Genomic DNA, 22158 nt, shown 5'->3' with positions numbered 1-22158 from the left:
AGACCAGTGCGCAGGTGCGTGGCAGCACGTCCGGCGGCGTGTCGTGCGCGGCCGGCCGGGCCGTCAGAGCGCCCGCACCACGCCCGCGAACCGCCCCGTGCTCCCGGCGTCCTCGCGGCCCGCCCGACGGTGGGAGTACAGCCGTTCGTCCTCCATGGTGCACCCGTCGAGGCTGTCGATGCCGCCCACCCCGAGCGCGGTCAGCTGGTGACGCACCCCGGCGCGGAGGTCGAGCGCGGCGTGCCCCACGAGGTGGTGGTGGCGGTGCCGGGAACGACGGCCGCCACCTCCTCCTGCAGCTCCCGGGGAACCTCGTAGCAGCGGCCGCACACGCTCGGCCCGACGGCGGCACGCAGGTTCGCCGGCGCCGCACCGAGGTCGGCCATGGCGGAGACCGTTGCGGGGAGCACGCCACGCACCAGGCCCTGCCGGCCCACGTGCGCCGCGGCGACGACGGAGCCCGCCTCGTCGGCGAGCAGGACCGGCGTTCGGCCCAGTCGGCCGGGGCGCGCAGGCCGGGTGTGCCGGACGGGGCGGTGCCGCCTCCGGGGCCCAGCGCGGCGTGCCACGTGGGCTCGATGCGGAAGCCCTCGTCGGAGGGCACCACCTGCACGTCGCAGTCCAGGTGCTCGAGCAGCCCCTGCACGACGAAGACGTGGCCCACACCTGCAGGCTACGAGCGGTCGGGCCCTGCCGCGCGGGAGACCCGGCGCTCTCCCGTGCGGCGTGGTAGCCGCCCGAACCACTGCGGTGGAGAGTCTCGGGTGCTGTCACGGAGACGACCGGGACGACCGAAGTACCGACCCGAAAAGCGTGGCTCCGGGGCACTCCTGCCCCTAGTGTCACGGATCGTGACCGCACACTTCGACGTGATCGTGCTCGGCGCCGGTCCCGGCGGGTATGTCGCCGCCATCCGCGCCGCGCAGCTGGGACTGAAGGTCGCCGTCGTCGAGGAGAAGTACTGGGGGCGGCGTGTGCCTGTCCGTGGGGTGCATCCCCTCCAAGGCGCTCCTGCGCAACGCCGAGCTCGCGCACCTGTTCACCCACCAGGCGGACATGTTCGGCATGTCCGGCGAGGTCCGCTTCGACTACGGGGTGGCTTTCGACCGCAGCCGAGAGGTCGCCGGCGGGCGGGTGCGCGGGGTGCACTACCTGATGAAGAAGAACGGCATCCCGGAGTACGACGGGCACGGCACGTTCACCGACGCGCACGCGATGGAGGTGCGGCTCACCGGCGGCGGGACGGAGACGCTGACGTTCGACCACGCGATCATCGCCACCGGCTCCACCGTGCGGCTGCTGCCCGGCGTGGAGCTGAGCGAGAACGTCGTGACGTACGAGAAGCAGATCCTCAGCCGGGAGCTGCCCCGGTCGATCGTCATCGTCGGTGCCGGGGCGATCGGCATGGAGTTCGGCTACGTGCTGGCCAACTACGGCGTCGACGTCACGATCGTGGAGTATCTGGACCGTCCGCTGCCGATGGAGGACGCGGAGGTCTCCAAGGAGGTCGGTCGCCAGTACCGCAAGCTCGGCGTCACCATCCTCACCTCCACCAGGGTCGAGACCGTCGTGGACGACGGCGGGAAGGTCACCGTGACGTACACGGACGCCAAGGGGGCGGCGGGCGAGCTGGTGGCGGACCGGGTGCTCATGTCCATCGGGTTCGCCCCGCGCGTGGACGGCTTCGGTCTCGAGACCACGGGGGTGGAGCTGACGGGGCGCGGCGCGATCGCCGTCGACGACCACCTGCGCACGAACGTGCCGCACATCTACGCGATCGGGGACGTCACCGCGAAGCTGCAGCTCGCACACGTGGCGGAGGCGCAGGGCGTCGTCGCCGCCGAGACGATCGCCGGCGCGGAGACCATGCCGCTGGGCGACTACCGGATGATGCCGCGGGCCACCTTCTGCCAGCCGCAGGTGGCCAGCTTCGGGCTCACCGAGGCGCAGGCCCGCGAGGAGGGCTACGACGTGAAGGTGGCGAAGTTCCCCTTCACCGCCAACGGCAAGGCGCAGGGCCTCGGCGACGCCACCGGGTTCATCAAGCTCGTCGCCGACGGCACCCACGGCGAGCTGCTCGGCGGTCACCTTGTGGGCGCTGACGTCGCCGAGCTGCTGCCCGAGCTGACCCTGGCGCAGAAGTGGGACCTGACCGCGGCGGAGCTGGCCCGCAACGTTCACGTGCACCCGACGCTGGGGGAGTCCCTGCAGGAGGCGTTCCACGGCCTCACGGGGCACATGATCAACCTCTAGCCGGTCGCTCTGCCGGCACAACGGGGCGCGTGCGCGGGCCGCGTAAGTAGGAACGGGCGCTTGCGTGGCCCCGCCACCGGGGTGCTGCCACGAGCACCCGCATCCGACCGCCCTGCGAGGGGCGGCCGGACGGCACAGACTGAGTTCATGGGTGAGGAGAAGTTCCAGAAGGGTGACGAGGTCACCTGGTCGAGCCACGGCCAGACGGTGCACGGTGAGGTCGTCGAGGAGATCACCGAGGACACCGAGGCGGCGGGCCGGACGGTCCGGGCCTCGAAGGACGACCCGCAGTACCGCGTACGCAGCGACAGGAGCGGCAAGGACGCGGTGCACAAGCCGTCCGCGCTGGAGGACGACTCGTGAGCGGCGAGTTCGACGAGGCCGTGAACATGACGGCGACCGAGCTGGAGCGATGGTTGGGCACCGACGAGTCGAAGTCAGTGGGCCAGTCCGACGGTGGTGAGTCGGTCGGGCACGAGTCCGGCCGGCGGATCGTGGCGCTGCTGCGGAAGAAGAAGGGCGATCTGAACGAGGACGACGAGGCGCACATGCGCAAGGTCGTCGGGTACGTCCACCGGCACCTCGCCCAGCGCCCGGACGGGGACGTGGAGCGCACGAGGTGGCGCTACTCCCTGATGAACTGGGGACACGACCCACTCAAGGACTGACCCGGCGGACGACGCTGGCGCGCCGGCGGGATGCGCACCGCGCAGCGGCGGTGGGCCGTGCGTGAGATGCACCGAACCCCCGGCCTTTCGGGCCGGGGGGTTCGGTGTTGGGGGGTCTGCCGTGTCGGGGGTGCGGCGGGTGGTTGGTGGTCAGCGGAGCCAGCTGTTGCCGACCTTGCCGGCCCACCACTTGCCCAGGCCCCAGGTGTCGCCGGCGAGGGTGGTGGCGGAGATGATCAGGACCGCGGCCTCGATCCAGTGGGAGTCGGTGATGGGGTTGGTGCCGCCGATGGCGAGGGGGAGCTCGGCGAGGTACATGAAGAGCATGAGCAGGGAGCCGGTGACGGCGGCGATCTTCAGGCCGGCGCCGGTGATCATGCGACGCCGATGCCGAGGAGGCCGGCCATGAACAGCACGTCGCCGAAGGGGTTGGCGAAGAGCTGGAAGAAGCCGGCGAAGGGGCTCTCGATGCCGTTGATGAATCCCTGGGCGGGGGTGCCGCCGTTGATCCAGGCACGCTCGGCGGGGGGTCATGTAGCCCAGGCCGAGGAGCTTGTCGAGGAACGCCCACAGGAAGGTCCAGCCGATGACGATGCGGCCGGCGGCGAGCGCCTTGCGGGCGGCGCCGGAGGTGACGATCTGGTCCTGGTAGACGGGGGGTGGTGGTGGACGGGACGCTGGCGGTGGTGGCCATGATGCTCTCCGTTATGCGGGGGTTTGTGAACCTCTTTGTTGGTACAAGCATCGCGGCCCCATATGTCCAGATCGTGGGGCCAACGTCCTGGCACCGCACGGCCGGAACGTGACCTGGGTCACTTCCTGTCGGCACGGTCGCGGGGTCTGCTTACGTCGAGCTCGCCGGCGCCGCGGCACGACCGTGACCGCGACGCCGGCCGCGTGCCGCTCGCTGGCTTTCCTGAGACCGTCTAGCCATGCCGTCGCCGGAGAACGGGTCGTGAGCGGCGCCGCCGAGGCGGGCATGTGGGGAGCTGTCGGCGGAATGGCGCTCGTCCTTGGTGCCGCCGTCGCCTGGTTCGTGCGTGTCCGGGCTGCGGTCGTCGCGAGCGTGATGGCGTTCGGTGCCGGTGTGCTCATCTCCGCGCTGGCCTTCGACCTCATGGACGAGGCGGAGCGGACGGGTGGTCTGCTCCCGGCGGCGGGCGGATTCAGCGCCGGCGCGGTGGCCTACATGGCGGCCAACGCGCTCCTCGCGCGTCGCGGCGCGAAGCACCGCAAGCGTTCTCAGGACCAGCAGCCGTCGGAGGAGGAGCAGGGCGGCAGCGGCCTCGCCATCGCGCTCGGTGCGCTCCTCGACGGCGTGCCGGAGTCTGTGGTCCTCGGCGCGAGTCTGCTCGGGGGGCGGTGGCGTGAGCTCGGCCGTGGTGGCGGCGGTGTTCATCTCCAACGTGCCAGAGGGGCTCTCGAGCGCGGCGGGCATGAAGCGGGCGGGCCGAAGTGCTGGCTATGTGTTCGGCGTGTGGGGGTCGATCGCAACGGTCAGCGCGGTGGCCGCTGCGGCGGGGTACGCCTTCCTCGGTGCTGCACCGCCTGAGGTGACGGCGTCGATCACCGCGGTGGCCGCCGGGGCGATCCTGACGATGGTGGCCGACACGATGATCCCCGAGGCGTTCGAGAGAACCCACGCGCTGACGGGTGTGATCGCCGCCGCCGGGTTCCTCACCGCCTTCGCCGTCAGCCGGACCGGTGCCTGACGCAAACGGGCCCTGCCCCGCGCCGAGCGAGACGCTTTCCGGGTGTCCGGCGCACCTGACCCGAGATGTGCCTCACGCGTTCGGCGCGCACGGCATGTGGCGCGGTGCGCGAACGGCGCGGTGTGGCCGCGCAGCGGCGGTGGGCCGTGCGCGAGATGCACCGAACCCCCGGCCTTTCGGGCCGGGGGGTTCGGTGTTGGGGGGTCTGCCGTGTCGGGGTGCGGCGGGTGGTTGGTGGTCAGCGGAGCCAGCTGTTGCCGACCTTGCCGGCCCACCACTTGCCCAGGCCCCAGGTGTCGCCGGCGAGGGTGGTGGCGGAGATGATCAGGACCGCGGCCTCGATCCAGTGGGAGTCGGTGATGGGGTTGGTGCCGCCGATGGCGAGGGGGAGCTCGGCGAGGTACATGAAGAGCATGAGCAGGGAGCCGGTGACGGCGGCGATCTTCAGGCCGGCGCCGGTGATCATGGCGACGCCGATGCCGAGGAGGCCGGCCATGAACAGCACGTCGCCGAAGGGGTTGGCGAAGAGCTGGAAGAAGCCGGCGAAGGGGCTCTCGATGCCGTTGATGAATCCCTGGGCGGGGGTGCCGCCGTTGATCCAGGCACGCTCGGCGGGGGTCATGTAGCCCAGGCCGAGGAGCTTGTCGAGGAACGCCCACAGGAAGGTCCAGCCGATGACGATGCGGCCGGCGGCGAGCGCCTTGCGGGCGGCGCCGGAGGTGACGATCTGGTCCTGGTAGACGGGGGTGGTGGTGGACGGGACGCTGGCGGTGGTGGCCATGATGCTCTCCGTTATGCGGGGGCACGGGCCCGGCGCGGCCCGAGGGTCAGGAGGCGGTCTTCTCCCGCACCTGCCGCTTGATGCGGCCGAGCATGCCGGCCATCCCGCGCAGGCGCAGCGGGCTGACGGCCTGGGCGAGTCCGAGCCGGTCGGAGACGTCGGCGGGCACCGCGAGCACCTCGGCGGCCGTCAGGCCGTCGAGGGCCTCGTGGAGGATCCCGGCGAAGCCGCTGGTGGTCGGGGACTCCTGGGGCGCCTGGAAGTGCAGGTGGACCACCGCGTCACCCCCGCCGCCGTCGACCTCCGCGACCAGGAAGATCGGCGACTGGCACTCGGGCACCGGCTCGAGGAGCTCGGGATGGTCGGCGTACCGCTCGGGCAGGGCGGGAAGGCTCCGGCTGAACTCGAGCAGCATCTGCAACCGGTCGGGGGCGGTGACGGCGTTGAAGTCGTCGACGATCGACGCGAAGGTGGCGGGCAGGTCCGCGGTCGGGGCGGTCATCGGGCCGGCACCTCCCCGGGCTCCTCGCCGACCGCGATCGGCACGCGCACGGCGTTGCCCCACTCGGTCCACGAGCCGTCGTAGTTGCGCACGTCCCCGAACCCGAGCAGGTGCTGGAGCACGAACCAGGTGTGGCTCGAGCGCTCCCCGATGCGGCAGTAGGCGACCACCGGCTGCTGCGGCAGCAGACCCTGCTCACGCTCGTAGATCGCCGCGAGCTCCTCGCGGTTCTTGAAGGTGCCGTCCTCGTTCGCCGCGCGCGCCCAGGGCACGGAGCGCGCACCGGGGATGTGGCCGCCGCGCAGGCTCGCCTCCTGCGGGTAGTCGGGCATGTGGGTGCGCTCGCCGGTGTACTCCGGCTGGGACCGCACGTCGACGAGCTGCCCGCCGAGGAACTCGAGCACGTCCTCCTTGAAGGCGCGGATGCGGCTGTCGTCGCGCTCGACCACCGGGTACTCGGTCGGTGCCGGCGCCGGGGTCTGCGTCGTCATCTCGCGGCCCTCGGCCTGCCACTTGGCGCGGCCGCCGTCGAGCAGGCGCACGTCGGGGTGGCCGAAGAGTGTGAAGACCCACAGGGCGTACGCCGCCCACCAGTTGTTCTTGTCCCCGTAGAGCACCACGGTGCTCTCGCGGGTGACGCCCTTGGCGGACATGAGCCTGGCGAAGCCCTCGCCGTCGACGTAGTCACGCGCGACCGGGTCGTTGAGGTCCAGGTGCCAGTCCACCTTGACCGCGCCGGGGACGTGGCCGGTCTCGTAGAGCAGCACGTCCTCGTCGCTCTCGACGACGACGAGGCCGTCGGTGCCGAGGTGGCGGGCGAGCCATTCGGTGCTCACCAGCCGTTCGGGGTGGGCGTACTCGGCGAACTTCGGGTCGTCGTCGTACGGCAGTGCCATCGTCAAACCTCCACGCTCCGGTCAGGTTGCTGCCTCGATCCTCTCACCGCGGGGGGCGCCGCGGCGAAGGGGGACCAACTGCCCGGGCGGGTCTCAGCGGACGCTGACATGCTGAAAACGGCCGGCGGACGAGCCGGGTCTGGAGAAGGACACGGAGGAGGACGAGCATGAAGGCGTTGCAGTACCGCACGATCGGCGCCGCCCCGGAGGTCGTCGAGGTCGAGACCCCCGAGCCCGGGCCCGGGCAGGTGCGGCTGAAGGTGACCGCGGCGGGCGCGTGCCACTCCGACTCGTTCGTCATGAGCCTGCCCGAGGAGGACTACGTCTACGGGCTGCCGCTCACCCTCGGCCACGAGGGCGCCGGCGTCGTCGACAAGCTCGGTGACGGCGTGACGGGAGTGGAGGTCGGCACCTCCGTCGCCGTATACGGGCCCCGCGGCTGCGGGCGCTGCTACATGTGCGCGCAGGGCCGGGAGAACTACTGCGAGCGGGCCGCCGAGCTCGGGATCACCCCGCCCGGGCTGGGGTCGCCCGGCGCGATGGCCGAGTACATGATCGTCGACGACGCCCGCCACCTCGTGCCGCTGGGCGACCTCGACCCGGTGGCCAACGTGTCCCTCACGGACGCCGGCCTCACGCCGTACCACGCGATCAAGGGGTCGCTGCACAAGCTGGTGCCGGGCTCGGTGGCCGTGGCGATCGGCGCCGGCGGGCTCGGCCACGTCGGCATCCAGATCCTGCGGGCGATCAGCCCGGCGACCGTCGTCGCCCTCGACGTCAGCGAGGAGAAGCTCGCCCTGGCCACGGAGGTCGGCGCCCACCACGCATTCCCGTCCGACGAGACGGCCGTGGAGGAGGTCCGCCGGCTCAGCGGCGGCCGCGGCGCGATCGCCGTCCTCGACTTCGTCGGCATCCAGCCGACCATGGACCTGGGCAGCAGGATGCTCGCCGTGGGCGGCGACCACGTCATGGTCGGCGTCGGCAGCGGCTCCCTGCCCGCAGGCTTCCTCGACCGGCCCTGGGAGTCCGCGGTGCGCGCGCCGTACTGGGGCTACCGCTCCGAGCTCTTCGAGGTGCTGGACCTGGCCCGCGCCGGCGTGATCTCCGTCGAGACGGAGGTGTTCTCGCTCGACGACGCCCCCAGGGCGTACGAGAAGCTCCACGAGGGGACGCTCCGCGGGCGCGCCGTCGTCGTCCCGTAGGGGGAGGGGCGAGGTGCGCGCTCAGCCCTGACCGAGCCGGGCGCGCATCTCGTCCACCTGGGCCGAGAGCTCGTCGAGCGCGCGCTGGACCGTCCCGTCCGCCTGCTGCGACGCCTCCTCGAGCTTGGCCCTGGCGTCGTCGAGGGCGGCCTGGGCCTCGTCCTTCGCCGCCGCGGCGTCGTCCCCGGCGCCGGAGAGCGCCTGCTCGGCGTCCTGGACGGCCGACTGCGCGGAGTCGACGGCGTCCTCGACGGCGGCGCGGGCGTCCGGGTCGAGGCTGCTCAGCTGGTCGCGGGCGTCCGCCGCGGCGGACCGGGCCTCCTGCGCCGCGTCCTCCAGCGCCGTGCGCGCCTCGTCGGCGGAGGCGCCCAGATCCTCGGCGACGGCGGAGGCGGACTGGCGTACCTCGTCCGGGACCGTGCCGGAGGAGCAGGCGCCGAGCAGCAGCGCGACCGAGACGGCGGCGGCGGCGAGCATTGACGGGTGGCGCAAGGGGTCCTCCTCGAACAGCGTGGCTCCCACCATTGTGCGCCGCCGGACCCGTGGCGGCACAACCGTCAGGACTCGAGGGCGACGTCGACGGCGTGGAGCGCGTGCGTGCGCATGGAGTCGATCAGCGGCAGCGGACCGTCCCCGGGCCGCACGAGCAGCTCGATCTCGGTGCAGGCCAGCACGACCGCCTCCGCACCCTCGCCGGCCAGCTCCTCCAGCACACGGACGTACCGGCGCCGGGAGACGTCGGAGACCACGCCCTGGGTGAGCTCGTCGAAGATGACCCGGTCGATCATCTCGCGGTCCTTCTCGGGCGGGACGACCACGCGACGTCGTGCCGGCCGAGCCGGTCGGCGTAGAACGTCTCCTCCATCACCCATCTCGTGCCGATCAGGCCGACGGTCCGGTGCCCCGCCGCGGCGGCGGCCCGGCCGACGGCGTCGCCGATGTGCAGCAGAGGGACGGAGAGGGCGGCCTCGACGTCGTCGGCCACCTTGTGCATGAGGTTCGTCGCGATGAGGACGATCTCGGCACCCGCCCCCTCGAGCCGGCGCCCGGCGTCCGCGAGGAGCCGGCCCGCCACCGCCCAGTCCTCGGCGAGCTGGAGCGCGCGGACCTCGTCGAAGTCGAGGGAGACCATGGCGAGCCTGGCGGAGTGGTGACCACCGAGCCTGCGCTGCACCTCGGCGTTGACGACCTTGTAGTACTCGGCCGAGGAGTACCAGCTCATGCCGCCGATGAGGCCGATGGTGCGCATGGCACTACTGTGCCGTACCCGGTGCCCGCCCGGTGACGAACGCGGCGATGCCCGGACGGCGGGCCGGCCGCGTCGGCGCCGCGTCGTGAGCCCTCCGGTGGCCGCACGGCCGGTCCGGCCCGGCCGTCACGCACAATGGCTGCATGCGATTCCTGCCAGGCCAGCAGCCCGCCACCGACCTGACCTACGCGGACGTCTTCCTCGTGCCCTCCCGCTCCGACGTCGCCTCCCGCTTCGACGTCGACCTGACGACGGCGGACGGCACCGGCACGACCATCCCGGTCGTCGTCGCGAACATGACCGCGGTCGCCGGCCGCCGCATGTCCGAGACCGTCGCGCGGCGCGGCGGGATCACGATCCTGCCGCAGGACGTCCCGGCCGACGTCGTCGCCGACGTGGTGGCCGACGTCAAGGCGAAGGACACCGTCATCGAGACGCCGGTGACCGTCGGCCCGCACGACACGGTCCACACCGCCCTGTCTCTCATCGGCAAGCGCTCGCACGGCGCCGTCGTCGTGGTCGAGGACGGCCGCCCGGTGGGGGTGGTCTCCGAGACGGACTGGGAGGACGTCGACCGGTTCACCCAGGTGCACCAGGTGATGTCCGCCGACCCGCGCACCGTCGACGCCGCCCTTCTCGACGGCGGCCGCGCCGGCCTCGAGGCCGCGTTCGACGAGCTGACCCGCGCGCGCCTGAAGCTCGCGCCGGTGGTGCGGGACGGGCGCCTGGTGGGGGTGCTCTCCCGCCGCGGGGCACTGCGCTCGAGCGTGTACGCCCCGGCCGTCGACGCAGCCGGCCGCCTCCTGAACACGTTCGCGGCGCGTGCCAGACCCTCGGACGCGCTCGGTGGCGAGGTGGACGGGCGGCCGGCCGACGCGGACGGGCCCCCGGCCCGGCTGACGGACAGGTGCGCGCGCTCGCGCGGCGAGACGTGCGCACGGCCGCGATGCGTGTGACGCGTCGCACGCGCTAGGGTGGTTGAGGCTTCAAGATCGCCGCGCGACCGCACAGAAGGAGGACGCAGCCGTGTGCCCCACGCCGCCCGTCCGCCCGTGCCGTCCGCGGTGTGAGCTCTGTCGTTAGGGCGCCCGGCTCAAGCGTGCGGCCTGCCCGCATGCCTGGCGCTCACGACTCCTCACGGACAACGCTCCCGGACTCCCCACGCCTCCCACCACCCAAGGAGAAGAACACCCATGGCCACGGTCTACGACGACGTCACACAGCTCATCGGCCGCACCCCGCTGGTGCGCCTGAACAGGATCACCGACGGCGCGGGCGCCACCGTCCTCGCCAAGCTCGAGTTCTACAACCCCGCCAACTCCGTCAAGGACCGCATCGGCGTCTCGATCGTCGACGCGGCGGAGGCCTCGGGCGAGCTGAGGCCCGGCGGCACGATCGTGGAGGCCACCTCGGGCAACACCGGGATCGCGCTCGCGATGGTCGGCGCGGCACGCGGCTACAAGGTGGTTCTCGCGATGCCGTCGTCGATGTCGAACGAGCGCAAGGCGCTGCTGCGGGCCTTCGGGGCCGAACTGGTCCTCACCGACCCCGCGGGCGGCATGAGGGGCGCCGTCGAGAAGGCGAACGAGATCGCGGCCGGGCGCGAGGGCGCGGTGCTGGCCCGCCAGTTCGCGAACCCCGCCAACGTGGAGATCCACCGCAGGACCACCGCCGAGGAGATCTGGAACGACACCGACGGCCAGGTCGACGCCGTCGTCGCCGGCATCGGCACCGGCGGCACCATCACGGGTGTGGGCCAGGTGCTCAAGGAGCGCAAGCCCGGGGTGAAGATGTTCGCCGTCGAGCCCGCGGAGTCCCCGATCCTCAACGGCGGCCAGCCCGGCCCGCACAAGATCCAGGGCATCGGGGCCAACTTCGTCCCCGAGATCCTCGACACCGACATCTACGACGAGGTCATCGACATCGACGCGGAGACCTCGGTGAAGTGGGCCCGGCGTGCCGCAACCGAGGAGGGCCTGCTCGTCGGGCTGTCCTCCGGCGCCGCGCTCGCGGCGGCGGCGCAGGTGGCGAGGCGTCCGGAGATGGACGGCAGGACCATCGTCGTGATCATCCCGTCCTTCGGCGAGCGCTACCTGTCCACGATCCTCTTCGAGGGCCTGGTCGACTGACCGTGCACGACTCCCGCGTGCCGTTCCGCCAGCTGCTGCTGGAGGACCTCCAGGCTGCGCGCCGCCGGGACCCGGCGGCGCGCACCCTGGTGGAGGTGGCCCTGGCCTACCCCGGCGTGCACGCGCTGTGGGCGCACCGCCTGGCGCACCGCGTGTGGCACGCCAACCCGCTGCTGCGGCTGCCCGCGCGCCTGATCTCGCAGGTGGCGCGGGCGGTGACGGGCATCGAGATCCACCCCGCCGCCGTCCTCGGGCGGCGCCTGTTCATCGACCACGGCATGGGTGTCGTGATCGGCGAGACCGCCGAGGTGGGTGAGGACGTGGTGATGTTCCACGGCACCACGCTCGGCGGGACGTCGATGAGCCGCGGCAAACGGCACCCGACCGTGGGCGACCGCGTGATGATCGGTGCCGGCGCGAAGGTGCTGGGCCCGGTGCGCGTCGGCTCCGACGCCCGCGTGGGCGCCAACGCCGTCGTGGTCAAGGACGTCCCGCCGGGCGCCGTCGCCGTCGGCGTGCCGGCCCGGCCGCGGCCGGCTCCCCCGGTTCGCAGGTACGACCCCTGGTCCGACCCCGCCCTCTACATCTGACGACGGCCGAGTCCGCCGGGCAGGCGTCGCGCCGGGCACGGCGCGACGGGCTAGGTGTACCCGGCCATCAGGTTGGTGACAGCTAGGCCCGGCGCGGTGCCCGCTGGCAGCGCGGGCACCAGAACAGCCGACGGCCCTGCATGAGCGACTCGGCCACCCTGGTGCCGCACACCAGGCACGGGCTGCCCGACCGGTGGTAGACGTACCAGCGGTCGTCCTCCTCCCGGCGGTCCTCCGGGCGGGTGGTCACGATGCGGCCCGTCGCCACGCCGTCGGCCATGAGCTCGGCGAGGTCCGCCCACATGCTCCGCAGCCGGTTCGCGGGTACGTCCCTGCCGAGCCTCAGCGGATGCACGCGCGCCCGGTACAGCGCCTCGGCCCGGTAGATGTTCCCCACCCCCGCGATGACGGCCTGGTCCATCAGCAGCTCGCCGACCGCGCGGCGGCGGGCGCGTACGCCCTCGACGAACGCCTCCGGATCGCCGTCGGGTCGCAGCGGGTCCGGCCCCAGGCGCGCGTGGACCGCCGCCTTCCCCTCCTCGGTGACCACCTCGCAGGCGGTCGGCCCGGTCAGGTCCGCGACGCCGTGCTCGCCCAGGAGCCGGACGCGCACCGCACCGCGCGGCTCGGGCGGTGACCACTCCCCGACCGCGAGACCGTTGCCCGCCTGCGGCGCGAGCGCCGTCTCCTCCTCGGCGCTCCCGCCGGCCACCGCGCCGGCACCGTCCGTGCCGTCGTCGTCCGCGGCGACGACCCCCGCGGGCCCGAAGTCGTGCGGCAGCGAGCCACGCCGGGCGGGTCCGACGCTCCAAGAGGTGCTGGACGACGTCGTGGCCGGCCACGCCGGCGGCGTCGTGGTCGCGATCGGCCGGGACGGCGAGCCCGTGCGGTTCTGCGCCGCCGGCCGGGCGGACACCCGGGGCACCCCGCTGGAGCCCGACGACGCCTTCCTCGTCGCCAGCATCACCAAGACCTTCACCGCGGTGACGGTCCTCCAGCTCGTCGACGCGGGCGCGATCGCCCTCGACGACCCCGTCGCGCGGTACGTGCCGGACGCGCCGCTCGTCGACGGCGTCACCGTGCGGCAGCTGCTCGACCACTCCAGCGGCATTCCCGACTACGCCGCCCAGCCGCAGCTGTCGAGTGCCGTGCTCGCCGACCCGGCGCGCAGCTGGACGCCGCAGGAGGCGCTCGCGGCGGTCGCGGGTCTGGACCGGGACTTCGCGCCCGGCTCCGAGCACGAGTACTCCAGCACGAACTTCGTGCTGGCGGGCCTCGTCGTGGAGAAGGTCACCGGGCGCAGCCTCGCCGAGAACCTCCGGACCAGGATCACCGCACCGCTGCGGCTCACGACGACGGCCCTCGCACCCGACGGTCCCGAGCCGGTGACCGCGTTCTCGCAGGAGCTGGGTCCCGACGCCAACAGCGAGAAGACGCCGCTCCACTCCCTGGAGACGGTGGCCTGGGCGGCGGGCGGCATCGTCTCGACGGCGCAGGATCTCACGACGTTCTTCCGCGCCCTCGCCGCCGGCGAGCTCCTGTCCCCGGCAGCCATGGACGAGATGACCGACTTCCAGGGCCGGTCCGGGTTCGGTCTCGGGCTCTGGCGGGTGCGGCTGCCCACCGGGCCGGGCTACGGCCACGGAGGTGACCTGCCCGGTTTCGACTCGTTCGCGGCCGTCCGGGAGGAGTCCGGTGACGTCTTCGTCGTGCTCTCGAACGAGGACGACCTCGTCCCGCACCAGTTCAAACGGGCCGTCTTCCGTGCGTGGTGACCGGCACGGTCGGTCCAGCTGCAGGGATCCGGCCGGTCCGTCGGATCGGTCCGCCGCGATCAGGCCAGGCCCGCGAGCGCCGCGAACGGGGCGAGCGCGAACCACGTGGCCAGGCCGAGGACGACGGCGAAGCTGAGGATCCAGCACCACCGCGGCACCCGGGTCAGGCCGGCGAGGACGGCGGCGTCCGAGCCGGGCGAGCGGCTGCCGCGCAGGGCCCCCAGGTGGCGCCACGCCCCGACGAGCAGGAACAGTCCGACGCCGAGGAGCACCGCCGCCTGCGCCGCCATGGTGCCCCACCACCACAGGGATGCGGTGGCCGCGGTCAGCGCCACCATCACGAGCGCGGTGTACCAGGAGCGCACCCGCACGAGCGACACCACCAGCACGAGACAGACCACACCGAGCGTCGTCGGGGCCCAGCCCGTGCCGGCGGCCCGGACGAGCAGCGCGCCCACCACGGCGGGCGCGGGTAGCCGGCCCAGGTGGAGAGCACGCGGCCCGCGCCGCGGGCCGGGCCCACCGTCACCGCGTGGCCGGACATGTCCCCGCGCAGCACGAACCCCGTGAACCGGCGTCCGCACAGCACGCCCACCAGCCCGTGGCCGAGCTCGTGCACGACCGTCACGACCACCCGCAGGTGCCGCCACAGCACCGGCACGACCACGGCCGCGACGACGGCGGCCAGCACCCCGGCCAGCACCGCCGGGTTCTCCGCCGGGACCGCGCCCGGCTGGAGCCGGGTCCACGCCTGCCCGAGCCAGGCTCCGACGTCGTCCAAGGTCTCTCCCACGGGCCCATCCTCCCCCCGCCGCCAGGACGACGGCGGCACGGCTCGGGAGGCCCCGGCGGCACGCCTCGGGAGGCGACGGCGGCACGGCTCGGGAGGCCCCGGCGGCACGCCTCGGGAGGCGACGGCGGCACGCCTCGGGAGGCGGGACGCGGCCGTTGGCTCTAGACAAGGGACCGTGACCACCTACGGCTTCCACTGCTCCCACGAACAGATCGCGCCGAGCCGCCTGCTCGCGGACGTCCAGGCGGCGGAGCGGGCCGGGTTCCAGATGGCCATGTCCTCCGACCACCTCATGCCGTGGAGCGAGCGGCAGGGCCACTCCGGCTTCACGCTGTCCTGGCTGGGCGCGGCGCTCGCGACGACGTCGCTGAGGATCGGGTCGGTCAACGCGCCCGGCCAGCGCTACCACCCCGCGATCGTCGCCCAGGCGACGGCGACCCTGGGCGAGATGTTCCCGGGGCGGTACTGGGTGGCGCTCGGCTCGGGGCAGGCGATGAACGAGCACGTCACCGGCGAGCGCTGGCCCGACAAGGAGACCCGGGTGCGGCGCCTGGAGGAGTGCGTGGACGTCATCCGCCGCCTGCACGCCGGGGAGGAGGTCAGCCACGACGGCCTCGTCCGGGTGGACCGTGCGCGCCTGTACGACCTGCCGGCGGAGCCGGTCCCGCTGGTCGCCACGGCGATCAGCGCCGCGAGCGCGGCCCGCGTGGCAGCGTGGGCTGACGGGATGATCACCATCAACCAGCCTCACGAGACGCTGCGCTCGGTGGTCGCCGCCTACCTGGACAACGGGGGCCGCGGCCCTCTCGCCCTGCAGCTGCACCTGTCCTGGGCGCCGACGCGGTCCGAGGCCGAGGCGATCGCCCACGACCAGTGGCGCTCCAACGTCTTCCCCGAGCCGCTCAGCCTCGACGCCGCCACCCCGGCCCACTTCGACGCGGCCAGCCGCGACGTCACGCTCGCCACGGTGGAAGGCGCGGTGCGCGTCTCCGCGGATCCCACCCAGCACGTGGAGTGGATCCGGGAGTACGCGGCCCTGGGCTTCGACGAGATCTACCTGCACTTCGTCGGCCAGGACCAGCGGCGCTGGCTCGACGTGGCCGCCACCGACATCCTCCCCGCCCTCAAGGAGTCCTGAGTGCGCATCACCGACACGAGCGACCTGTGGTGGAAGAACGCCGTCGTCTACTGCCTCGACGTCGAGACGTACTACGACTCCGACGGCGACGGCGTGGGCGACCTCGCCGGCCTCGCCCAGCGGGTGGACTACCTCTCCGAGCTGGGCGTCACCTGCCTGTGGCTCATGCCCTTCTACCCCACGCCCGGCAAGGACGACGGCTACGACGTCTCCGACATGTACGGCGTCGACCCGCGGCTGGGAGACCACGGCGAGGTGGTCGAGCTGATCCGCACCGCCAGGGACCGCGGGATGCGGGTGATCATCGACCTGCTCGTCAACCACACCTCCGACCAGCACCCGTGGTTCAAGGAGGCCCGGAAGAGCACGGACAACCCGTACCGCGACTACTACGTGTGGCGCTCCGACCCCCCGCCCGACACCTCCGACCAGGTCGTCTTCCCCGACGAGGAGGACTCCATCTGGGAGAAGGACGAGCGGACCGGCGAGTGGTATCTCCACCACTTCTACAAGCACCAGCCGGACCTGAACATCGCCAACCCGGCGGTCCAGGACGCCATCGCCAAGGTGATGGGGTTCTGGCTCCAGCTCGGCGTCGACGGCTTCCGGGTGGACGCCGTGCCGTTCTTCCTCAACGACGTCGGCATGTCCGCCCGCGAGAAGCACGACTTCTCCGAGCCGCACCGGTACCTGCGGGCGCTGCGCGAGTTCCTGGGGCGCCGCAGCGGGGACGCCGTGCTCCTCGGCGAGGTGAACCTGCCCTACGCGGAGCAGGTGCAGTTCTTCGGCGGGGCCGACGGCGACGAGCTCACCATGATGTTCGACTTCGTCGGAATGCAGGCCATCTACCTGTCGATGGCGCGCGCGGACGCCCGGCCGCTGGCAGAGGCGCTGCGCGAGCGCCCGGTGGACCAGATCTCGCCGGACTCGCAGTACGCCAACTTCCTGCGCAACCACGACGAGCTGACCCTGGACAAGCTCACCGAGCCCGAGCGCCAGGAGGTCTTCGCCGCGTTCGGCCCGGAGCCGGAGATGCAGCTGTTCGGCCGCGGGCTCAAGCGGCGCCTCCCGCCCATGCTCGACGGCGATCCGCGTCGCCTGAGGATGGCTTACTCGCTGCTCTTCGCCCTGCCCGGCACCCCCGTCCTGTTCTACGGCGAGGAGATCGGCATGGGCGAGAACCTCGACCTGCCCGGCCGCACGGCGGTGCGCACCCCGATGCAGTGGACGGACGAGCCGGGCGGCGGCTTCTCCACCGCCCCCGCGAGCAAGCTGGTGGCCCCCCGTGGTCGGCGGCGGGTTCGGGCCCGAGCACGTCAACGTGGCCAGCTCGCGCCACGACCCGGACTCCCTGCTCCGCCACATCACCCTCATGGCTCAGCGCTACCGCGAGTGCCCCGAGCTGGGCTGGGGCCGTTTCGAGGTGCTGGAGCAGCCGCACCACGCCGTGCTCGCGCACCGGTGCACCTGGGACGAGGCGTCGATGGTGCTGCTGCACAACCTCGGCTCCGAGCCCGTCGTCGTCCCGCTCGCCCTCGAGGAGGACGACGGCGGCACCGAGCTGGTCGACCTTCTCCAGGAGGGCAGGTGGCGCCTGGACGAGCGTGGGCGTGCCGAGCTGCCGCTCGACGGCTACGGGTACCGCTGGCTCCGCGTGATGCATCCCGGCGACCGCCGGCTGCCGTAGCGGGTCCGGGCTGCGTGCCGTCGCGGGCGCGGCGCTCCGGCTGACCTGTGACTGGGCCCCTAGGGGGAGTCACCTACGACCAGGGATGCAGGTGATCAGGGAGTTTTCATCCTTAAAGGTGATGCCTCGGCACCGGCGCGCACGGCACTCTTGAGCATGTCGGGGCGGTCTCCCAGGAACCGCCCGCAGCTCGAGGAGGGAAGCATGGCCGGCACCACATCGGTCCGTCTGCCCCGGCGCGTTCGCGCCGCCCTCTTCGTCGGCCACCCCGTGGCTGGCGGGCTGCTCGGACTGCTCACCGCACTCGGGCTGGAGGGGCTCGCGCAGGTGAGCGGCACGTTCGACGGCATCCTGGGCGTCGGCGGGCACGTCGGTGAGCCGGTCGCGCTGGCCGTGACGGCCGGCCTGGGCGTGCTCGTCGGCGTGCTCCTCGCCGTCACGGTGTACGGCGAGGCGCTCCGCGCGACGGTGAGCCACCGCGCCCTGACCCTGGAGTGGGACGACGCGCGCGTCTCCGTGCCGCGCCACCTGGTCACCACGGTGGTGCTCGCGGAGGACCTCGTGCTGATCGGGCCGGGCACGGTCGAGCTCGCCAGGGTGCGTTGCGACCTCGACCGCACCGCCCTGCGCGAGGCGCTGGAGCGGCACGGCTTTCCCGAGCCGGCGGACGCCGACCCGCACGACGACGCCTTCGTGCCGGTGTGCCCCGCCGGCGGTCTCACGACCGACGACCTGCGGCTCGTCGAGGCCCGCTCCGCGGCGCTGACGAACGGCGCCCACGGTGACGCCGAGCTCCTGCGGCGTCAGCTCGCCGCGCGCGGGATCATGGTCCGGGACCTGCACCGGCCCGGGCGGCGCAGCCCCGGGCAGCAGTGGCGCGCGGTCGAGAGCCTGCTCGCCCCGCAGGCGGCCGCCGCGTAGCGAAAGACCGCCGCGTGGCGGCAGACCGTCGCGACGGACCGCGCGGAACCACCGCGGGAGCCCGGGGCGCACGGAGGGCGGCAGCGCCGTCCGGCGCACTTCTCGGCATCCGTACGGCAAATCAGCGGTAAAGTCGTCGATGCACGCTCCGGCGCCTGCTTTACCGAGGGCAGGGACAACCGCGGCGCGTCCAGGAGGTGGCAGCGGTGGGGGACCTGCTCAAGGCGTACCGCGCCCACGGCCCGGGCCACGACGAGATGCTGCAGGCCACCGGACCCGCGCGCGCGGCCTGGGCGGAGCTCGCGGAGTACGCCAGCCTCGGCCGGGCGGAGCGGCTCGAGACGGCCCGGTCCGACGTCGTCACCCTGCTGGAGAACCAGGGCGTGACCTACGGCGCCGACGACGGGTGGCGCCTGGACCCCCTGCCGGTGCTCGTCGAGGAGCTCGAGTGGCAGAGGCTCGAGCGCGGCCTGCGCCAGCGCGCCGAGCTGCTGGACCAGATCCTCACGGACCTCTACGGCGAGCGCCGGCTGCTCACCTCCGGGCTGCTGCCGCCGGAGATCGTGCTCGCCCACCCCGGGTTCGTGCGGGCGGCGGACGGCCTGACGGTGCCCGGCCGGCACCAGCTGTTCCACACCGCGACCGACCTCGCCCGCAACGCCGACGGCGCCTGGACCGTTCTCGCCGACCGCACCGACGTCCCGGTCGGGATGGGGTACGTCATGGCGGACCGACGGGTGGTGGGCGAGGCGCTCGCCGGCCCCTACCGCGCCTCCCGCACCCGCCGGGTCGGCCCGTTCTACGCCGCGCTCCACGACGCGCTGCTGGCCGCCGCGCCGCCGTCCGCGGGAGACGACCCCCGCGTCGCCGTCCTGGGCCCCGGCCCGGCCGCGCCGACCGCGTTCGACCACGGCTACCTGGCTCTCCTGCTGGGCGCGCCGCTCGTCGAGGGGGGGCGACCTCGCCGTCGAGGACGGCCGCGTCTGGCTGCGCTCCCTGGGCCGGCGCGAACCCGTCGACGTGCTGCTGCGCGCGGTGCCGGCCACCGCCGCCGACCCCCTCGACCTCGATCCGGCCTCGACGGTGGGCACCGTCGGCCTGGTCCACGCCGCACGCACCGGTGCGGTCTCGGTCGTGAACACCCTCGGCTCGGGCGGTGCTGGAGAACCCGGCCCTCGCCACCTACCTGCCGCGGCTGTCCCGCGCGCTGCGCGACGAGGAGCTGGAGCTGCCCACGGCGGTGACGTACTGGTGCGGCGACCGGTCGATGTGCTCCCACGTCATCGCAAACCTGGGCCGCCTCATCGTGCTGCCCGTCTCCGGGGGCGAGCCGCCCGTGTTCGGCTGGGAGCTGAGCCTGGGCGAGCGCGCCGACCTCGCCGCAAGGATCGCCGCCCGGCCCGCGCGCTGGGTGGGTCAGGAACCGGTGGAGGCGTCCACCACGCCGACCTTGGCCGGCGCGGCGCTCGAGCCCCGGCCGACGGCGCTGCGCACGTTCACGGTCACGCACGGCGAGGACTACCTCGTGATGAGCGGCGCGCTCGGTCACGTCGCCGCCGCCCCGCGGGCGACGCTCACGGGCACGTCGCTGACGGGCACGGCGAAGGACGTGTGGGTGCTGGCCGCGGAGCCGCTGCGCGTCGCGGCGCCGGCACTGCCGGGCCACGGCCTCCTTCCCGGGCGCTCGCCGGACGCGACCATCTCCCCGCGGGTGGCCGAGGACCTCTTCTGGCTCGGCCGCCGCACCGAGCGGGCGGAGTCCGCCGTGCGCCTGCTGCGGACCATCTCGGACCTGTGGGACGACTACCACGCCCGGCCCGGCGCGGCCGACGACGACCCCGGCGGGCAGGCCCTGGGCGTCCTGCTGGGCACCCTGCGCGAGACGACGGCGGACGCCGGGCTCGCCGAGCTCGTCACCGACGAGAACGTGGAGGGGTCGGTCGCGTGGACGCTCGCCCTGCTGGCCCGGGACGCGGCCGGCGTGCGCGACCACCTCACCCCGGACGTCTGGCTCGCCATCTCCTCCATGGAGCGCACCTTGGCGCGTGAGCGCGCCCGCCGCCGCGCGGGCGTCGACGACGGCGGGGCTGGCCCGGAGCCGGTCCTCATGCGCCTGCTCGAGGGCCTCCTGACCCTCCAGGGCATCTTCGCGGAGTCCCTCGTGCGCGACGTCGGCTGGCGCATGCTCGAGGTCGGCCGCCGCCTCGAACGCTCCCGTCACGTGCTCGCCGCGCTGCGCTCGACGCTCGGCGTCCGGCGCGACCCGGCGGTCGACGACCTGGTGACGGGCGCCGTCGTCGAGGCGCACGAGTCCGCCATCACGTTCCGGCGCCGGTACCCCGCGGGCGGCGTGGCAGCCGTCCTGGACCTGCTGCTCGCCGACCCGGCCAACCCCCGGTCCCTGGCGTTCCAGCTGCAGGAGCTGCGCCGGCATCTCGGCGAGCTGCCGGCGGTGGCGCGCGGCCCCGCGTCGCGAGACCAGCTGCTCGCGGACATCACGGACCTGCTCGCCGAGCTCCGCTCCGACCGTGCGCTCCTGGAGGACGCCGAGGGGCGCCGCACGTTCCTCACCCGCGCGCTCGAGTCCATGTCGTGGCGGCTGGACGAACTCGGCGCCGAGATCGCCCGGGTCCACCTCACGCGCCCCGCGCCCACCCGGTGGCCCGGCGCACGGCGGCAGGCATGAGCCGGCGCAGGGACGCCGGTGGCGGCGGCCACCGCCACTACCGGCTGGTGCACCGCAGCACGTACTCCTACCCCGCACCGGCGACCAGCTCGTACGGGCGCGCCATGCTGCTCCCGCGGGACGGCGCGGGCCAGCGGGTGCACCGTGCGTCGCTGGCCGTCTCCCCCGAGCCGGCGGAGCAGGCCGAGCACGTCGACCCCGGGGGCAACCGCTCGGACTACTTCCACGTCGCGAGCGAGCACACGGTGCTCGAGGTCGAGGCCTCGTCGCTGGTGACCGTCACCCGCCGCCGCGTCGACGGCTCGACGCTGCCGCAGGTGCCCTGGGAGCGGGTGGTGGCCTCCGTGAGCGGGATGCGGGCCACGGGACGGGGCGAGCACGGCGAGGGTCCGTCGTCGGTCATGGCGATCGTGGAGTCCGCGCTCGCCTCGGAGCTGGCCGCCCCGGACGAGCAGGTCCTGGAGTACGCGCTGCCCTCCTTCCGGCCCGGCGCGCCGTTGGTGCCGGTGGTCGCGGACCTCGCCCACCGCGTCCACGAGGACCTGGCGCACCGCCCCGGGACGACGGCGGAACCCGCCGCCCTGACGGACGTGCTCGCGGCCCGGACCGGCACCAGCCAGGATCTCGCGCACCTCACGATCGCCGGCCTGCGGGCGCTGGGGCTCTCCGCCCGCTACGTCTCGGGCTACGTCGACACCACCCCGCCGCCGGGATACGAGCGGCTGCGCGGCACCGGCACCGTGCACGGCTGGGTCGCGGTGTGGGTGCCCGGCGGCGGCTGGCTCCACGTGGACCCGGCCAACGACGTCCTCGTGGACGAGCGCCACGTCGTGCTGGGCTGGGGCCGCGACGCCGGCGACGTCGCCCCCCTGCGCGGGATCGCCTACTCGGCCGGCGACGGCGCAGAGGTGGACGTGGCCGTGGCGCTGGAGCCTCTCACCGCCGAGGAGCTCGACGACGCGCTGCACGGCTGAGCGACCGCTTGCGCCAGCGCCGCCCTCCCCTTCCACCAGCACCGGCCGCTCCTACCGCCAGCGCCGCCAGCTCCTTCCGCCAGCGCTGCCCTCCCCTTCCGTCAGCGCTGGTCGACACCGCGAGCGCGGGTGGTCGACCACGCGCGCTCGCGGTGTCGAGCAGCGCTCGGCCAGCACCCGGCCCGGCCCTGTCCGCGGTGTC

19 protein-coding genes and 8 pseudogenes are annotated in these 22158 nt (G+C 73.6%); 17 read left to right on the top strand and 10 right to left on the bottom strand.

The genetic code is table 11. The features are described 5' to 3' along the window. Nucleotides 1–63: 63 nt before the first annotated feature. Together DA06_RS12340 and DA06_RS12335 are read right to left on the bottom strand one after the other, a co-directional pair. Entirely contained in the window at nucleotides 64–216 is a 153-nt protein-coding gene (locus DA06_RS12340) for a laccase domain-containing protein (RefSeq protein ID WP_418605165.1), read from the bottom strand. Continuing rightward, nucleotides 201–569: a polyphenol oxidase family protein gene (locus tag DA06_RS12335; RefSeq protein ID WP_418605164.1), complete on the bottom strand. Its 369-nt coding sequence runs from the start codon at nucleotides 567–569 to the stop codon at nucleotides 201–203. The genes DA06_RS12340 and DA06_RS12335 overlap by 16 nt, the downstream gene beginning before the upstream one ends. Before the next feature lie 282 nt (nucleotides 570–851). On the opposite strand from DA06_RS12335, the pseudogene lpdA reads away from it, so the two are divergent. The 3 genes and pseudogenes from lpdA to DA06_RS12320 all read left to right on the top strand — a co-directional run bounded on the left by lpdA (nucleotide 852) and on the right by DA06_RS12320 (nucleotide 2921). Then, nucleotides 852–2253 (top strand): annotated as a pseudogene (lpdA, locus tag DA06_RS12330) (dihydrolipoyl dehydrogenase). Between the two features lie 147 nt (nucleotides 2254–2400). Beyond that, nucleotides 2401–2616, top strand: a complete 216-nt coding sequence (locus DA06_RS12325; protein WP_043500474.1) for a DUF2945 domain-containing protein — start codon at nucleotides 2401–2403, stop codon at nucleotides 2614–2616. Continuing rightward, nucleotides 2613–2921, top strand: a complete 309-nt coding sequence (locus DA06_RS12320; RefSeq protein WP_043500473.1) for a DUF3140 domain-containing protein — start codon at nucleotides 2613–2615, stop codon at nucleotides 2919–2921. The genes DA06_RS12325 and DA06_RS12320 overlap by 4 nt, the downstream gene beginning before the upstream one ends. 150 nt (nucleotides 2922–3071) lie before the next feature. Here the strand turns inward: DA06_RS12320 and DA06_RS12315 are convergent, their stop codons facing one another. After that, nucleotides 3072–3299, bottom strand: coding sequence for a hypothetical protein (locus tag DA06_RS12315; protein WP_418605163.1), 228 nt, complete (start codon nucleotides 3297–3299; stop codon nucleotides 3072–3074). 27 nt (nucleotides 3300–3326) lie between these two features. Here DA06_RS12315 and DA06_RS12310 point away from each other — a divergent pair, with 27 nt between their 5' ends. Both DA06_RS12310 and DA06_RS12305 read left to right on the top strand, forming a co-directional pair. After that, the gene (locus DA06_RS12310) at nucleotides 3327–3617 is read left to right on the top strand and encodes a hypothetical protein (RefSeq protein ID WP_418605162.1); all 291 of its coding nucleotides are present in this window, start codon (nucleotides 3327–3329) and stop codon (nucleotides 3615–3617) included. A gap of 283 nt (nucleotides 3618–3900) precedes the next feature. Beyond that, nucleotides 3901–4633: pseudogene (locus DA06_RS12305) on the top strand (ZIP family metal transporter). A 238-nt stretch (nucleotides 4634–4871) separates the two neighbouring features. Here DA06_RS12305 and DA06_RS12300 read toward each other — a convergent pair. The 3 genes from DA06_RS12300 to DA06_RS12290 are packed head-to-tail and all read right to left on the bottom strand — an operon-like array spanning nucleotide 4872 to nucleotide 6812. Next, the gene (locus DA06_RS12300; protein WP_043500471.1) at nucleotides 4872–5414 is read right to left on the bottom strand and encodes a hypothetical protein; all 543 of its coding nucleotides are present in this window, start codon (nucleotides 5412–5414) and stop codon (nucleotides 4872–4874) included. A 46-nt stretch (nucleotides 5415–5460) separates the two neighbouring features. Continuing rightward, a complete protein-coding gene (locus DA06_RS12295) occupies nucleotides 5461–5916 on the bottom strand; it encodes a SufE family protein (protein WP_043500464.1) in 456 nt (151 codons plus the stop codon). Then, nucleotides 5913–6812 (bottom strand): sulfurtransferase, encoded by a 900-nt coding sequence (locus DA06_RS12290; RefSeq protein ID WP_043500463.1) that lies wholly within the window; start codon nucleotides 6810–6812, stop codon nucleotides 5913–5915. The genes DA06_RS12295 and DA06_RS12290 overlap by 4 nt, the downstream gene beginning before the upstream one ends. Before the next feature lie 167 nt (nucleotides 6813–6979). Between DA06_RS12290 and DA06_RS12285 the strand changes: the two genes are divergently transcribed. Next, the gene (locus DA06_RS12285; RefSeq protein ID WP_043500461.1) at nucleotides 6980–8014 is read left to right on the top strand and encodes an NAD(P)-dependent alcohol dehydrogenase; all 1035 of its coding nucleotides are present in this window, start codon (nucleotides 6980–6982) and stop codon (nucleotides 8012–8014) included. 21 nt (nucleotides 8015–8035) lie between these two features. Here the strand turns inward: DA06_RS12285 and DA06_RS12280 are convergent, their stop codons facing one another. Both DA06_RS12280 and DA06_RS12275 read right to left on the bottom strand, forming a co-directional pair. Next, complete coding sequence (locus DA06_RS12280; RefSeq protein WP_418605161.1) at nucleotides 8036–8506, bottom strand: hypothetical protein; 471 nt, start codon at nucleotides 8504–8506, stop codon at nucleotides 8036–8038. A gap of 65 nt (nucleotides 8507–8571) precedes the next feature. Beyond that, a pseudogene (locus tag DA06_RS12275) lies at nucleotides 8572–9236 on the bottom strand (aspartate/glutamate racemase family protein). A 170-nt stretch (nucleotides 9237–9406) separates the two neighbouring features. Here DA06_RS12275 and DA06_RS12270 point away from each other — a divergent pair. From DA06_RS12270 to epsC, 3 genes and pseudogenes are all read left to right on the top strand, one after another. Beyond that, a pseudogene (locus tag DA06_RS12270) lies at nucleotides 9407–10066 on the top strand (CBS domain-containing protein); the annotation flags it as partial. 390 nt (nucleotides 10067–10456) lie between these two features. After that, nucleotides 10457–11392 carry a cysteine synthase A gene (gene cysK / locus DA06_RS12265; RefSeq protein ID WP_043500453.1) on the top strand — a complete coding sequence of 312 codons (936 nt, stop codon included), beginning with the start codon at nucleotides 10457–10459 and terminating at the stop codon, nucleotides 11390–11392. A 2-nt stretch (nucleotides 11393–11394) separates the two neighbouring features. Beyond that, a complete protein-coding gene (gene epsC, locus DA06_RS12260; RefSeq protein WP_043500451.1) occupies nucleotides 11395–11982 on the top strand; it encodes a serine O-acetyltransferase EpsC in 588 nt (195 codons plus the stop codon). Nucleotides 11983–12064: 82 nt separating this feature from the next. On the opposite strand, the gene DA06_RS12255 is transcribed toward epsC, so the two are convergent. Further along, complete coding sequence (locus DA06_RS12255) at nucleotides 12065–12694, bottom strand: Fpg/Nei family DNA glycosylase (protein WP_418605160.1); 630 nt, start codon at nucleotides 12692–12694, stop codon at nucleotides 12065–12067. A 103-nt stretch (nucleotides 12695–12797) separates the two neighbouring features. Between DA06_RS12255 and DA06_RS12250 the strand changes: the two genes are divergently transcribed. Then, a complete protein-coding gene (locus DA06_RS12250) occupies nucleotides 12798–13757 on the top strand; it encodes a serine hydrolase domain-containing protein (RefSeq protein WP_418605159.1) in 960 nt (319 codons plus the stop codon). 59 nt (nucleotides 13758–13816) lie between these two features. Here DA06_RS12250 and DA06_RS12245 read toward each other — a convergent pair. After that, nucleotides 13817–14385 (bottom strand): annotated as a pseudogene (locus DA06_RS12245) (M50 family metallopeptidase). Nucleotides 14386–14725: 340 nt separating this feature from the next. On the opposite strand from DA06_RS12245, the gene DA06_RS12240 reads away from it, so the two are divergent. The 7 genes and pseudogenes from DA06_RS12240 to DA06_RS12210 all read left to right on the top strand — a co-directional run bounded on the left by DA06_RS12240 (nucleotide 14726) and on the right by DA06_RS12210 (nucleotide 21956). Further along, complete coding sequence (locus DA06_RS12240) at nucleotides 14726–15688, top strand: TIGR03885 family FMN-dependent LLM class oxidoreductase (RefSeq protein WP_043500437.1); 963 nt, start codon at nucleotides 14726–14728, stop codon at nucleotides 15686–15688. Further along, nucleotides 15689–17375: pseudogene (locus DA06_RS12235) on the top strand (alpha-amylase family protein). A 204-nt stretch (nucleotides 17376–17579) separates the two neighbouring features. After that, nucleotides 17580–18296 (top strand): hypothetical protein, encoded by a 717-nt coding sequence (locus DA06_RS12230; RefSeq protein ID WP_043500435.1) that lies wholly within the window; start codon nucleotides 17580–17582, stop codon nucleotides 18294–18296. Nucleotides 18297–18553: 257 nt separating this feature from the next. After that, a pseudogene (locus tag DA06_RS12225) lies at nucleotides 18554–19189 on the top strand (circularly permuted type 2 ATP-grasp protein); the annotation flags it as partial. A 94-nt stretch (nucleotides 19190–19283) separates the two neighbouring features. Beyond that, a pseudogene (locus DA06_RS12220) lies at nucleotides 19284–19403 on the top strand (hypothetical protein); the annotation flags it as partial. 49 nt (nucleotides 19404–19452) lie between these two features. Next, nucleotides 19453–20982, top strand: a complete 1530-nt coding sequence (locus DA06_RS12215) for a circularly permuted type 2 ATP-grasp protein (RefSeq protein WP_052436687.1) — start codon at nucleotides 19453–19455, stop codon at nucleotides 20980–20982. Beyond that, nucleotides 20979–21956, top strand: a complete 978-nt coding sequence (locus tag DA06_RS12210; RefSeq protein WP_418605158.1) for a transglutaminase family protein — start codon at nucleotides 20979–20981, stop codon at nucleotides 21954–21956. The genes DA06_RS12215 and DA06_RS12210 overlap by 4 nt, the downstream gene beginning before the upstream one ends. Nucleotides 21957–22158: the final 202 nt, after the last annotated feature.

It is taken from the genome of Georgenia sp. SUBG003 (assembly GCF_000715355.2).
Taxonomy (GTDB): Bacteria; Actinomycetota; Actinomycetes; order Actinomycetales; family Actinomycetaceae; genus Georgenia.
Note: the sequence above shows the minus strand (reverse complement) of the source record. Positions and strands in the feature narration are given on the sequence as shown.